This window comes from Dyella sp. C9 (assembly GCF_003332825.1).
Taxonomy (GTDB): Bacteria; Pseudomonadota; Gammaproteobacteria; order Xanthomonadales; family Rhodanobacteraceae; genus Dyella.
On record NZ_QIRF01000002.1, the window covers coordinates 122,686 to 136,425 of the forward strand.

Below are 13,740 nucleotides of genomic sequence, written 5' to 3' on the forward strand. Positions count from 1 at the left end.
TCTGGTTTGTAACGGTGCGCTCAGGCCACGGGGCGCAGCTGCAGGCGCAGGTCGTCGCCAAGTACGCGGCGATCGAGGGTGCGCAGTTTCCAGCGCGCGGCCATGTCGTTCAGTGACGGCAATCCCAGCAGCGGGCGCGCGTTGTCGCCAAGCAGCACCGGCGCGATGTAAAGCAGCAGCTCGTCCACCAGCCCCGCCGCGAACAGCGAGCCGCACAGGCTGGGGCCGGCTTCCACGTGCACCTCGTTGATGTGGCGGTGTGCCAGCGCGTCCATCGCGGCATGCAGGTCCATCGCCCCGCCCTGCTCCGCCACCACCGCCAGCTCCGCCGCCTGGAAGCGCGGATCCACCGGTGCGTACTGTTCGTTGTGCAACACCAGCGTGGGCGCCGTGCCATCCAGCACGTGGCTGCCCGGGGGCGTGCGCAGGCGGTTGTCGAGCACCACGCGCCACGGCGGCGTCAGCGGCTCGCCCTCGGGCAGCCGTGCGGTGAGGCGGGGATTGTCCGCCAGCACGGTGCCGGAACCGGTGAGGATGGCCGAGCTGCGCGCGCGCCAGCGCTGCACGTCGGCGCGGGCAGCCTCGCCGGTGATCCACTTGGACTCGCCGTTGGCCAGCGCCGTACGTCCGTCCAGGCTCATGGCCAGCTTCACGCGAACCCACGGCCGCCCGCGCTCGATGCGGCTGAAGAACCCGATGTTGAGCTCGCGCGCGGCCTCGTGCATCAGCCCGACGTCCACCACGATGCCGGCGTCGCGAAGCTTGCCTATGCCGCGGCCGTCCACCTGCGGGAACGGATCCTCGGCGGCGATCACCACGCGCGATACGCCCGCCGCGATCAACGCGTCGGCGCAGGGCGGCGTGCGGCCGTGGTGGGCGCAGGGTTCCAGCGTCACATAGGCGGTGGCACCACGCGCCTGTTCGCCGGCCTCACGCAGCGCGAACACTTCCGCGTGCGGCTCGCCGGCGCGCTGGTGATAACCCGAGCCCACCACTCGCTCGCCATGCGCGATCACGCAGCCTACGCGCGGGTTGGGATGCGTGGTGTAGAGGCCACGCTCGGCCAGGCGCAGGGCATGGGCCATGTGGGCGTGGTCGAGGGCACTGAAGGCGTCGGACATGGCTGGGTCTGGCTTCCTCTCCCCTCCGGAGAGAGGACTGAGGTGAGGGGCGGGTGCTGGCGGGCAGGCTATCAAAACAGCCGGCGTTGACGTGGCTTCATCGCAAGACTGGCCCCTCACCCTGCCCTCTCCCCGACGGGGAGAGGGAAAAGCAGCACGCTAGGACTTCTTGCGCCGCGCCACGCTCTCGCCCAGCAGCGACAGCTGCAGCGCTTCCAGCTCCGGCAGGTCGCGCTCGAGCTTCTCGATCTCTTCGCGGAAGGCCTGCACGTCTTCGAACTTGCGGTAGACCGAGGCGAAACGCACATAGGCCACCTGGTCGAGCTTCTTCAACTCGCGCATCACCAGCTCGCCTAGCTGGCGCGAAGGCACTTCACGTTCGCCACAACGGCGCAGGTCGTTGACGATCTCGCGCACGGCCGAATCGACCGAGTGGGTGGGCACCGGGCGCTTCTGCAGCGCACGCTCGAAGCTCACACGCAGCTTGTGCTCGTCGAAGGGCTCGCGCCGCTCACCGCTCTTGACGATGGTGGGCAGCTTGAGCTCAGCGGTCTCGAACGTGTTGAAGCGCTCGCTGCACTGCGGGCACTCACGACGGCGACGCACGGTGGCGCCGTCCTCGGTGAGCCGCGAATCGATCACGCGGGTGTCTTCGTGCTGGCAGAACGGGCAATGCATCAGAAGGCAGGGAATAGAGAAGGGGAAATAGAGAATAGATAAGAGCCAGTATGTGGCAGGAACCGGGCCTTCACTCTTCCCGATTCCCCATTCCCCATTCCCGGCTTCTCAGCCATACACCGGGAACTTGTGACACTGCGCGGTGACCTTCTCGCGCACCGTGGCGATGACGGCGTCATCGTTGGGCGCGTCCAGCACGTCGCAGATCCAGTGGGTCAGCTCGACCACGTCCGCTTCCTGGTAGCCGCGGGTGGTGACGGCCGGCGTGCCCACGCGCAGGCCCGAGGTGACGAAGGGCTTGCGGGGGTCGTTCGGCACGGCGTTCTTGTTGACCGTGATGTGCGCCTTGCCCAGTGCCTCTTCCGCATCCTTGCCGGTGACGTCGCGGCCGATCAGGTCCACCAGCATCAGGTGGTTCTCGGTGCCGCCGGACACGATCTTGTAACCGCGCTCGATGAAGGTCTTGGCCATGGCCTGGGCGTTCTTCACCACCTGCGCCTGGTAGGTCTTGAACTCCGGCTCCAGCGCCTCCTTGAAAGCCACCGCCTTGGCGGCGATGACGTGCATCAGCGGACCGCCCTGGATGCCAGGGAACACGATCGACTGCAGCTTCTTCTCGATCTCTTCGCCAGCGTCCTTGGCCACGATGATGCCGCCGCGCGGGCCGCGCAGGGTCTTGTGGGTGGTGGAGGTGACCACGTGGGCATGCGGCACCGGGCTCGGGTACACGCCAGCGGCGATCAGGCCGGCGACGTGGGCCATGTCCACGAACAGGTAGGCGCCGACCTTGTCGGCGATGGCGCGGAAGCGCGCCCAGTCCATCACCTGCGAGTAGGCACTGAAGCCGGCGACGATCATCTTCGGCTTGTGCTCAATGGCCAGGCGCTCGACTTCGTCGTAATCCACCAGGCCCTGCTCGTTCACGCCGTACTGCACGGCGTTGAACAGCTTGCCCGACACGTTGACCTTGGCGCCGTGGGTGAGGTGGCCGCCGTGCGCCAGGCTCATGCCCAGGATGGTGTCGCCGGGGTTGAGCAGCGCCAGGTACACCGCCTGGTTGGCCTGCGAGCCGGAGTGCGGCTGCACGTTGGCGTAGGTGGCGCCGAACAGCTGCTTGAGACGATCGATCGCCAGCTTCTCGGCGATGTCCACGTATTCGCAGCCGCCGTAGTAGCGCTTGCCCGGGTAGCCTTCGGCGTACTTGTTGGTGAGCACGCTGCCCTGCGCTTCCATCACGCGCGGGCTGGCGTAGTTCTCCGAAGCGATCAGCTCGACGTGGTCTTCCTGGCGACGGGCTTCGTCGGCCATGGCCTGGGCCAGTTCATTGTCATAACCGGCAATCGTGTCGTGCTTCGGGAACATCCTGACCTCGTTGGGGTGGCTGCAGGGTTAGAACGGGAAATTGTAGCCGCCATGTGTTATGGCGGCCACCTTTGGGCGCTTGCACCAGCATTGCGTACAATGTACCGTACATTGCACGCAACCTTTCCGAGGGACTGTCCGATGTCGATCGCGCCTTTGCGTACCACGCCACGCCGGCTGCTCTGGCTTGGCTCCGTTCTATGCCTGCTGGCCCCGCTGGCGCTCGCGGCGCCTGCCGTTTCAGGCGTCGGCATCGCGCCGATCCATATTCCGGACCCGGTCAGCGGCGGCCAGACCGACGGTTTCGTGTTCTATCCCTCGACCGAGCCCACCCCGGGCACCGTGACGCTGGGCCCCTACCAAGTGGCGGCCCGTCCCGGCGCGCCAGCCGTGCCTGGCGCCAAGCCCCTGGTGGTGATCTCGCACGGCAACGGCGGTTCGCGCCTGGGTCACCACGACCTGGCCACCTACCTGGCCAGCCACGGCTTCATCGTGGCCACGCTCAACCATCCCAAGGACGACTTCGAGGACACCAGCGGGGTCGGCCATATCGAAGTGCTGGCCGGCCGGCCGGTGCAAGTGAAATCGACCATCTCGACCCTGCTGGCCGATCCGCACTGGAAAACCTTGATCGACCCCGCGCGCATCGGCGTAGCCGGGTTCTCGGCCGGTGGCTACACCAGCCTGATGGTGGCCGGTGCCCGGCCCCAGTTCACCCGCTTCGTGGATTTCTGCGAGCAGTATCCGAATGACGAGAACGTCTGCGGCAAGCTCGCCCAGTTCAAGGTGGAGGCGGCGAAATCCGGCCTGACCCTGCGCCAGCTGATGGAGCAGACGCAAGGCCAGCTCGGCCGCTACGGCGACACTGCCGACCCGCGCGTGAAGGCCGCCTTCGTGATGGCGCCGCTCAGCCTGGTCTTCGATGCGCACAGCTTCGACACGGTGAAGGCGCCGATCTACCTGTACTACGGCCAGAACGACCACGTGCTGCGCCCGGACGCCAACGCCCGCCATATCCAGCCGCTGATCCATACCCTGGCCGGGGTCACCGAGGTGCCGAAGGCCGACCACTGGGTGTTCCTCGCCCCCTGCGCGCCGTCACTGGCCAAGCAGATCGGCGAACTGTGCAGCGACCCGCCAGGGGTGGATCGCCAGCAGGTGCACGCGCAGATCGACACCGATGCACTGGCCTTCTTCCGCAAGGCCTTCCAACTGCCGGCCGACTGACATGCCACGCGCCCTCAGCGAACAGGAAACCGAGGCCTTCCGCGAGCGCCTGTGCGAGACGGCGGCGCGGCTGTACGTGGACGAGGGACCGGGCGCCGTCACCATGCGCCGGCTCGCCACCGAGATGGGCGTGGGCACGATGACGCCCTATCGCTACTTCGACAACAAGGAAGCCATCATCACCGCGGTGCGCACGCGCGGGCTCAACCGCCTGTGCCATGCGATGGAACACGCGCTGGACTCCCCAGGCGACGGCCGCACCCGCAGCCGCGCCGTGCGCGACGCCTACATCGCCTTCGCCCGCGCCAACACGGCCGCCTACCGGCTGATGTTCGAATACCCCGAGGCCAACCGCGACGACCCTGCCTATAGGGAGGCGCACCAGCGCATGTGGCGCAACATCGCCGCGCACGTGGAGGTGATGATCGCCGAGGGCGTGGTGGAGGGCGATCCGGCCATCCTCGGCCATCAGATCTGGGCCTCGCTGCACGGCGCGGTGATGCTGGAAATCGTCGGCATGTTGCCCGAGGGCTATGACGCGGCGTCACTGCATACGCGCACGGTGAGCGCGGTATTCGAGATGGCGAGGCCGAAGCGCTAGCGCCCTCTCCCCGATGGGGAGAGGGCTGGGGAGAAGGGCGGGTGCTCGCCGCAACGTGGCTACAGAGCAAGCTTCGGCCTGGCTATCCCGCAAGAATCGCCCCTCACCCTACCCTCTCCCCAGTGGGGAGAGGGAAAAAGCGCTGCGCCACATGGCAACCATGCAGGCCAAGCGCACGATAAGCCGCTACCTCCCACGGAGACTTCCGATGCAACAACGCACCCTCGGCAAGCACGGCCCCCACGTCTCCGCACTCGGCCTCGGCTGCATGGGCATGTCGGGCATGTATGGCGCCAGCGACCGATCGGAAAGCATCGCCACCATCCACGCCGCACTCGATGCAGGCATCAGCCTGCTCGACACGGGTGATTTCTACGGCATGGGCCACAACGAGATGCTGATCGGCGATGCACTGATCGGCCGCCCGCGCGACAGCTACCAACTCAGCGTGAAGTTCGGCGCCCAGCGCGGGCCAGGCGGCGACTGGCTGGGCTACGACGCCCGGCCGGCCGCGGTGAAAACCGCCCTCGCCTACACCCTGCAACGGCTGCGCGTGGATCACATCGACATCTACCGCCCCGCCCGACTGGACCCCAACGTGCCCATCGAGGACACCGTGGGCGCCATCGCCGACCTGGTGAAGGCCGGCTACGTGCGCCACCTGGGCCTGTCGGAGATGGGCGCTGACACCATCCGCCGCGCCAACGCCGTGCTGCCGGTGGCGGACCTGCAGATCGAATATTCGCTGGTCTCACGCGGCATCGAGCCGACCATCCTGCCCACCTGCCGCGAGCTGGGCATCGGCATCACCGCCTACGGCGTGCTCTCGCGCGGCCTGATCAGCGGTCACTGGGCGACCAACCGCGCCACCGACGCCCGTGACTTCCGCACCCACAGCCCGCGCTTCCAGGGCGACAACCTGGCCCACAACCTCGGGCTGGTCGAGGCCCTGCGCCAGCTGGCCCACGCCAAGGGCTGCAGCGTGGCCCAACTGGCCATTGCCTGGGTGCTGGCCCGCGGCGAGGACATCGTGCCGCTGGTGGGTGCGCGCACCCGCGAACGCCTGGACGAGGCCCTGGGGGCGCTGCAGGTCAGGCTCACGGCGGAGGATCTGGCCACGCTCGAACGCGCCTTCCCGCCCGGTGCGGCGGCGGGTGACCGCTACAACACCCACGGCATGGCCTCGCTGGACAGCGAGCGCTGAACCCGGCGCCGCCCCTGCAGAAAGCGAGCCCTCCAGCCCAACCGCCGCCAACGAACGTCCCGGCAGTCACCGGGACGTCCCCAGGACCCGCTATAATGCAGGGTTTGTTACCCACTCTGACGCACCCGCCAGCCTAGCCGGCCGGTGTCGTGCACGCCGCCGGAGGCTCCATGCAGTACATCTACACCATGAACGGGGTCAGCAAGATCGTTCCCCCGAAGCGCCACATCATCAAGGACATCTCGCTGAGCTTCTTCCCCGGCGCCAAGATCGGCCTGCTGGGCGTGAACGGCGCGGGCAAGTCGACGGTGCTGCGGATCATGGCCGGCGTGGACAAGGACTTCCAGGGTGAAGCCCGTCCCCAGCCGGGCATCAAGGTCGGTTATCTGGCGCAGGAGCCGCAGCTCGACCCCGAGAAGACCGTGCGCGAAGCGGTTGAGGAAGGCGTGTCCGTCGTCCTCGATGCGCAGAAGCGCCTCGAAGAGGTCTACGCGGCCTACGCCGAGGAAGGTGCCGATTTCGACAAGCTCGCAGCCGAGCAGCAGGAGCTGGAGAACATCCTGGCGGTGAACGACGCCCACGCGCTGGAGCGCCAGCTGGAAGTGGCTGCCGACGCGCTGCGCCTGCCGCCGTGGGACGCCAAGATCGGCCCGCTCTCGGGCGGTGAAAAGCGCCGCGTGGCGCTGTGCCGCCTGCTGCTGTCCAAGCCGGACATGCTGCTGCTCGACGAGCCCACCAACCACCTGGACGCCGAGTCGGTGGACTGGCTGGAGCAGTTCCTGCAGAACTACCAGGGCACCGTGGTGGCCGTCACCCATGACCGCTACTTCCTCGACAACGCCGCCGAATGGATCCTCGAACTCGATCGCGGCCGTGGCATTCCGTGGAAGGGCAACTACACCGAATGGCTGGAGCAGAAGGACGCCCGCCTCAAGCAGGAAGCCTCGCAGGAAAAGTCGCGCCAGAAGGCGATCGAGAAGGAACTGGAGTGGGTGCGTTCGGCCGCCAAGGGTCGCCAGTCCAAGGGCAAGGCGCGCTTGAACCGCTTCGAAGAACTGAACTCGGTCGAGTACCAGCGCCGCAACGAAACCAATGAAATCTTCATTCCGCCGGGCGAGCGCCTGGGCCAGGAAGTGATCGAGTTCAAGAACGTCAACAAGGCGTTCGGCGACCGCGTGCTGATCGAAGACCTGTCGTTCAAGATCCCGCCGGGCGCCATCGTCGGCGTGATCGGCCCGAACGGCGCCGGCAAATCCACGTTCATGAAGATGATCATGGGCAAGGAGCAGCCCGATTCCGGCGAAGTGAAGCTGGGCCACACGGTCAAGCTGGCCTACGTCGACCAGTCGCGCGATGCGCTCGATCCGAAGAACAACGTGTGGCAGGAAGTGTCCGGGGGTTCGGACATCCTCACCATCGGCAACTTCGAGATCCAGTCGCGCGCCTACATCGGCCGCTTCAACTTCAAGGGCACCGACCAGCAGAAGATCGTCGGCCAGCTGTCCGGTGGCGAGCGCGGTCGCCTGCACATGGCCAAGACCCTGCTGCAGGGCGGCAACGTGCTGCTGCTCGACGAACCGTCGAACGACCTGGACGTGGAAACCCTGCGTGCGCTGGAAGATGCGCTGCTGGAGTTCCCGGGCTGCGCCGTGGTCATCTCGCATGACCGCTGGTTCCTCGACCGCATCGCCACGCATATCATCGCGTTCGAAGGCGATTCGCACGTGGAGTTCTTCCCGGGCAACTACAACGAGTACGAGGCGGACAAGAAGCGTCGTCTCGGCGACGAGGCTGCGAAGCCGCATCGCGTGAAGTACAAGAAGCTGGCCTAAAGCCACGCTCTGCCCCCTCTCCCCTGCGGGGAGAGGGCTGGGGTGAGGGGCCACCTCTGGCCCCTGTCCTCAAAAGAACCACACCACGATCCGGCAACATCGCAAGATTGGCCCCTCACCCTGCCCTCTCCCCGGAGGGGAGAGGGATTAAAAGGCGGCAACGAGGAGATCCCGATGCACTTCATGCAATCCCTGCAACAGGCATGGGCCCGCCACAACTCCCTCGTCTGCGTCGGCCTCGATCCGGAACCCGCGAAATTCCCGGCGCACCTGAAGGGCCGCGCCGATGCCGTGTTCGAGTTCTGCCGCGATATCGTCGACGCCACGGCGGATCTCGTGTGCACCTACAAGCCGCAGATCGCCCACTTCGCCGCGCTGCGTGCGGAAGACGCGCTGGAACGCCTGATCGCGCACATCCACGCCAAGCACCCCGGCGTGCCGGTGATCCTCGATGCCAAGCGCGGCGACATCGGCAGCACGGCGCAGCACTATGCGGCCGAAGCGTTTGATCGCTACAAGGCCGATGCCGTCACGTTGAACCCCTACATGGGCCGCGATTCCGCGCAGCCCTTCCTTGATCGCGCCGACAAGGGCGTGATCCTGCTGTGCCGCACCTCCAATCCGGGCGGCGCGGATTTCCAGGCCCTCGACTGCGGCGGCCAGCCGCTGTACCTGCGCGTGGCCGAAACCATCGCCCGCGACTGGAACGCCAACGGCAACTGCGCCCTGGTCACCGGTGCCACCTGGCCGGAAGAACTGGGCAAGGTGCGTGCCATCGTCGGCGACATGCCGTTGCTGGTGCCGGGCATCGGCGCGCAGGGCGGCGATGTGGAAGCAGTGCTCAAGCATGGCCGCAGCGCCGATGGCACCGGCCTGATGATCTCCTCCTCGCGCGCCATCCTCTACGCGGGCAACGGCGAGGATTTCGCGCAGGCCGCGCGCGCCGCGGCCATCGAGCTGCGCGACACCATCAACCGCTATCGCTGAGTCGCGATACCCGCCCCCTTTTGCAGGAGCGCACCCTGTGCGCGACCCGAGGCTGTCGTAACGCACGCTCCGTAGGCCCGTCGCGCACAGGGTGCGCTCCTACAAGGAAGCCGCCTCGGCGATCGGCGACGACAGCGGCGCCTTCGGCAACATGCGCGCCCGCAGCCAGCGCTCCGCCGGCGTCGAGAGGAAGCGCTCGACCAGATGCCCGAGCAGCCAGCACAGCGGCAGGGCCGGCAGGTACCAGAGGAAGCCCCAGGCCACGTGGCTCCCAGCCGCCTTGTACAGGCGCACCAGCGCGGTCACCACGAACATATGGGTCAGGTAGATCTCGTAACTGAGGCGTCCCCACGAACGCAGCCAGCCGAAGCCGCGCAACGGCGTCCCACTGCGAAGCCAGCTGCTGGCCAGCACCAGGCAGAGCGCTGCGCCGGTCAGCACCAGCATGTAGCCATTGCGCAGCAGGCCCCAGATCGCCACGCCGTCGAACATCACCCAGCCCATCGCCAGCAAGCCTAGCCAGACCAGCAGGCGTGCGGTGCGCGCGGGCACCTGCGGATAGCGCGCGACCAGCAAGGCGCCGAGCACGCCGGTGGCGATCGCCGCCATGCCGGGCAGATAGGCCTTCTCCTGCCAGATCTCGTTGCCCTCGAGCGCTGCGCGCGTGATCGGCAGCGACAACGCCAGCAGCACCAGCAGCGGCACCAGCACCACGTTGCGCCGGACCAGCAGGCACACCAGGGGGAAGCCCAGGTAGAACACCTCTTCGATGGACAGCGACCACAACACATCCCAGCCACCGGGCAGGTAGCCGGTCATGCCTTCGTACCAGTTGAGGTGGAAACCCAGCGCCGCGACGATCGCGCGCGGCAGGCTCTGTCCCTCGCGATGGACCACGTAATCCTGCACCCCAAACAGATGCAACACGCTGAGCACGGCCACCAACACCAGCAGGCAGGGCACGATGCGCGAGAAACGCCGCGCGTAGAACGCGCGAAGATCGACCCGCGCCAGCACGCCATAGCGGCGCAGCACATTGCCGGCGATCAGGAAGCCGGAAATCACGAAGAAGATGAACACGGCTTCGTAGCCGTTGTAGTTGAGCCCGCTGAGCACCGCCTTGGGCACGAACGCGGCCAGCACGCCCTTCTTCAGCGGAATGCGCAAACCGATGTGATGCAACACCACCAGCAGGATCGACACGCCGCGCAGCAGGTCGATGCCCGTATTGCGCTGTAGATCATCCTTGCCTATGCCCGACGTTCCCATCGACTCGCCCTCCCCGGCAAGTTGCGGCTATGCGCGTATGTCAGTGAGTGGCGGCCGGCAGGTCGTGGATCATCTGCTGCGCCAGCCCTTCGTAGTTGTAGTCGAAGTGGTGGTCACCGGTCTTCACGTAGACCTTCACCCATGAAGGCAGCTTGGGATCGGAGCAGATGGTGCCTTCCTTGTCCTTGAGGCCGTAGTAGCACACCACCGGTGGCTGGCCATTGAGCGCAGCCAGCGGCGGCATCGCGTCGTAGTGCCGGACAGGGTTGATCCACTGGAAGAAGTCCTGGGTGTGGGTCTTCCACCAGCCCTCCTTCATGTAGCCTTCCATCTCGATCTCGAAGTTCACGTCCTTGCTGGGCGAGAGCATCACCACCTGCGCGATGCGCGAACGTGCCTCGGGGCTGAGCTGGCCGATGATCGAGGGCAGCACGTCGGCGCCGAACGAGAAGCCGATCAGCCACACGCGCTTCTTGCCGTCCTGGGCGGTGACGCGGTTGATCAGCGCCTCGAGGTCGGCCGCCGAATCGGCCGCGCTGCGTTCGCGCCAGTAGTACTGCAGCAGGCTCACGCCCACCACCGGGATGCCATGCGAAGCGATGATCTTGCCCAGTGACTGGTCAAGGTCGCGCCAGCCGCCGTCGCCCGAGTAGAAGATGGTGACCACGTCCTCGCGACCGGCCAGCGGTATGACGCCGGGCTTGGCCGGCACCATCACGATCGACTCGTCCATGGTGGCGTGATGCCACGGCTGCCAGAGCCAGAGGCCCACGGCGGCGGCAAGCACGACAACCAGCCCAACCCACTTCAAGATTCGTTTCAACGGCGCACCATGCCCGAAAGTCCACCCGAGATGAGGCTCGCCAGGTTGGCGAACACCAGCGGCAAGGCTATCCCGTTGGGCACCGCCAGATACCGAGGTTCCCACACGGGATCGAATTTGTCCTTGTACTTGTGAAGGCCCTGGAAGTTGTAGAAGCGCTCGCCACGACCGAACAGCATCGCGCCGAGGCGGCTCCACAGCGGCGCGTTGCGCCGGCTCTGCAGGCCCGAGAACGGTGCCATGCCCAGGTTGAACCAGCGGTAACCCTCGGCCCTGGCCCACTGCATCAATTCGACGAACAGGAAGTCCATGACGCCGGAGGGGCTGTCCGGCAGGTGACGCATCAGGTCCAGCGAGGCCTCTTCCTTGCTGTCGGTGAGGAACAGGTTGGCGAACGCCACCAACGTCTCGCCCTGCCACACCAGGGCCATCGGCGTGCGCTCCAGGTAGCGCTGCTCGAAGGTGCCCAGCGAGAAGCCCTTCTCGCGCACGCCCTTGTCGCGCATCCACGCATCGGAGATCGGCTTGAGCCGCGGCAGCATGGCGCCCACCGCCTCGGCCGGAATGATCTCCAGCCGCAGGCCTTCGCGGGTGAGCTTGTTGATGGTGTTGCGCAGCACCTTCTTGGACTTGCCGTCGAGGTTGAAGCCATCCAGCTGGACGCGCGCTTCCTCGCCGATCTTGAGCAGGTTCATGCCGGTCTCGAGGTACAGGTCGAGGTCTTCCGGACGCACCTGGTAGAACAGCGGCCAGCCACCGGCGCGCTCGCACTGGTCACGGAAGGCCCACACCAGTTCGCGCCGGGCATCCTCGTCCTCGCCGACCGGATCTCCCATCGCCACCCAGCTGCGGCCTTCCACGTCGTACATGATGAAGGCCTTGTCGGCGGGGTCGAACAGCAGCGTCTTGTCGCCCATCAGGGCGAGATGGGCCTGCGCGGACGTGTAGTTCTTGATCAGCGGCAGCGCCTTCTGCAGCTCCGGCTCGCCGGGCAGCTGCAGGTGGGGCGCCGCGGGGCGAATCAGGTTGGCCAGCGCAAACAGCAGGCCAGCTGCCGCTGCACCCACCAGTGCGCGCAGCGCGCGCGGCGCGCCGCCGTGGTAGAAGCTGAACTCCCACCACAGGTTGTTGCTGTATTCCACGTGCTTGTAGCTGAAACCGACCAGCCAGCCGGCACAGACGAACACGGCGACGATGGCGATGATCCAGCCCCACGAGAAGCTCGCGCTGAACAGCGAGGCACGGCGATAGAACAACTTGTGGGCCGGCGCCAGCGCCAGCGCCAGCAGGGACAGCAGGGTCGCTTCCTCGTAGTCGATGCCCTTGAGCAGCGACAGCACCGCGCCCAGCACCAGCAGCACCAGGGTCAGCACGTAGGCCGCATCCAGGCGTCGCTGCAGGCCGCGCGCGAGGATCAGCAGCATCATGCCCACCACGCTGGACAGGAAGTGCGACACCTCCAGCACCGCCAGCGGCAGCACGTCGCGCAGGATCGCCATGCGCGCGGGCAGCGCCGAGGTCGCGCCGGAGAACAGCAGTACCGCGCCGGACACCATGGTCAGCCCGGCGAAGAACGGCGGCAGCAGGCCGGTGAACCAGGGCGCCAGCAGCGCCTTCTGGCGCAGGCCACGCGCCTCGCGCAACAGCACCACCACGGTGGCGGCGAACAACGGCAGGAAGTAGTAGATCAGGCGGTAGGCCGCCAGCGCACCGAGGATCGGCGCCTCCAGGCCCTGGTTGCCCTCCGCGCCGAAGCCGGCCAGCATCACTGCCTCGAATACGCCCAGGCCGCCGGGCACGTGGCTGACCAGCCCGGCGATCTGCGCCAGCACGAAAATCGCCAGGAAGTGCGCGAAGCCGGTGTCCACCTGGTTGGGCATCAGCAGGTATAGCACGTAGGCGGCCAGTCCCCAGTCCACCGCACCCACCAGGATCTGGCGCGCGGCCACCAGGGTGGACGGCAAGCTCAGCCGCCAGCGCCACACGCGCAGCGGTCGGCGCAGCAGGCGGTTGCCGACCAGCCATAGCAAGGGCACCAGGGTCAGCACGCAGGCGACCGGAATGCGCCAGGACGCCAGCGGCAGCGACGGCGGCACCGGCACCAGCAACAGGGTGACGCCGGTCAGCGCGCACAGGCCTAGCCAGAAGCTCAGGGTGCAATAGACCACTACCCTCGCCACCTCGGCGGTGGACAGCCCGGCCTGGATGTAGAAGCGGTAGCGGATGGAGCCGGAAATCAGCAGCGCCATGCCCAGCGCATTGCTGAACGCATAGCTGATGAAGGAGATCAGGCTGACCTGGGCGCCCGGCAGGCGCTTGCCGATATAGGCCAGCCCGAACCAGTCGTAGAGGATCATCACGCCATAGCTGCCGGCCGTGAGCAGCACGGCCAGCGCAATGCGGTAGTTCTCCAGGCCGTGGACATAGCGAGCCACCTCCCGGTAGCTCACTTCGCTGGCCAGGCGGCGCAGCGCCCACAGCGCCAGGCACAGCATGGCCACCGAAAGCAGCGGACCGGCGAGCCGGCGCAGCCTGACCATCAAGCCAGGACGCGCGAGCATCTCACCGGGTTGCGGGGCCTCGGCCCCTGTCTGCTCCACCACGCGTTTACCGCCTCCACATCGACCAGCGCGCAG

11 protein-coding genes are annotated in these 13,740 nt (G+C 67.0%); 5 read left to right on the forward strand and 6 right to left on the reverse strand.

Going from position 1 to position 13,740, the window contains the following annotated elements; all coding sequences use genetic code 11:
• Positions 1-20: 20 nt before the first annotated feature.
• The 3 genes from ribD to glyA all read right to left on the reverse strand — a co-directional run bounded on the left by ribD (position 21) and on the right by glyA (position 3,161).
• Positions 21-1,121, reverse strand: a complete 1,101-nt coding sequence (ribD, locus tag DVU99_RS02960; RefSeq protein ID WP_232823421.1) for a bifunctional diaminohydroxyphosphoribosylaminopyrimidine deaminase/5-amino-6-(5-phosphoribosylamino)uracil reductase RibD — start codon at positions 1,119-1,121, stop codon at positions 21-23.
• A gap of 159 nt (positions 1,122-1,280) precedes the next feature.
• Positions 1,281-1,799, reverse strand: coding sequence for a transcriptional regulator NrdR (gene nrdR, locus DVU99_RS02965; protein WP_114238716.1), 519 nt, complete (start codon positions 1,797-1,799; stop codon positions 1,281-1,283).
• A gap of 108 nt (positions 1,800-1,907) precedes the next feature.
• On the reverse strand, positions 1,908-3,161 hold the full coding sequence (gene glyA, locus DVU99_RS02970; protein WP_114238717.1) for a serine hydroxymethyltransferase: 1,254 nt from the start codon (positions 3,159-3,161) through the stop codon (positions 1,908-1,910).
• 141 nt (positions 3,162-3,302) lie between these two features.
• On the opposite strand from glyA, the gene DVU99_RS02975 reads away from it, so the two are divergent.
• From DVU99_RS02975 to pyrF, 5 genes are all read left to right on the forward strand, one after another.
• On the forward strand, positions 3,303-4,388 hold the full coding sequence (locus tag DVU99_RS02975) for a hypothetical protein (RefSeq protein ID WP_114238718.1): 1,086 nt from the start codon (positions 3,303-3,305) through the stop codon (positions 4,386-4,388).
• Position 4,389: 1 nt separating this feature from the next.
• The gene (locus DVU99_RS02980) at positions 4,390-4,989 is read left to right on the forward strand and encodes a TetR/AcrR family transcriptional regulator (RefSeq protein WP_198670167.1); all 600 of its coding nucleotides are present in this window, start codon (positions 4,390-4,392) and stop codon (positions 4,987-4,989) included.
• Between the two features lie 208 nt (positions 4,990-5,197).
• Positions 5,198-6,193: an aldo/keto reductase gene (locus tag DVU99_RS02985; protein WP_114238720.1), complete on the forward strand. Its 996-nt coding sequence runs from the start codon at positions 5,198-5,200 to the stop codon at positions 6,191-6,193.
• 170 nt (positions 6,194-6,363) lie between these two features.
• On the forward strand, positions 6,364-8,025 hold the full coding sequence (gene ettA, locus DVU99_RS02990; protein WP_114238721.1) for an energy-dependent translational throttle protein EttA: 1,662 nt from the start codon (positions 6,364-6,366) through the stop codon (positions 8,023-8,025).
• A 174-nt stretch (positions 8,026-8,199) separates the two neighbouring features.
• Positions 8,200-9,012: an orotidine-5'-phosphate decarboxylase gene (pyrF, locus tag DVU99_RS02995; RefSeq protein WP_114238722.1), complete on the forward strand. Its 813-nt coding sequence runs from the start codon at positions 8,200-8,202 to the stop codon at positions 9,010-9,012.
• A gap of 99 nt (positions 9,013-9,111) precedes the next feature.
• Here pyrF and DVU99_RS03000 read toward each other — a convergent pair whose 3' ends face one another.
• The 3 genes from DVU99_RS03000 to mprF are packed head-to-tail and all read right to left on the reverse strand — an operon-like array spanning position 9,112 to position 13,665.
• Positions 9,112-10,281 (reverse strand): acyltransferase, encoded by a 1,170-nt coding sequence (locus DVU99_RS03000; RefSeq protein WP_114238723.1) that lies wholly within the window; start codon positions 10,279-10,281, stop codon positions 9,112-9,114.
• A gap of 40 nt (positions 10,282-10,321) precedes the next feature.
• Complete coding sequence (locus DVU99_RS03005; RefSeq protein ID WP_114238724.1) at positions 10,322-11,104, reverse strand: AcvB/VirJ family lysyl-phosphatidylglycerol hydrolase; 783 nt, start codon at positions 11,102-11,104, stop codon at positions 10,322-10,324.
• On the reverse strand, positions 11,101-13,665 hold the full coding sequence (mprF, locus tag DVU99_RS03010; protein ID WP_114238725.1) for a bifunctional lysylphosphatidylglycerol flippase/synthetase MprF: 2,565 nt from the start codon (positions 13,663-13,665) through the stop codon (positions 11,101-11,103). Before mprF ends, DVU99_RS03005 begins: the two co-directional genes overlap by 4 nt.
• Positions 13,666-13,740: the final 75 nt, after the last annotated feature.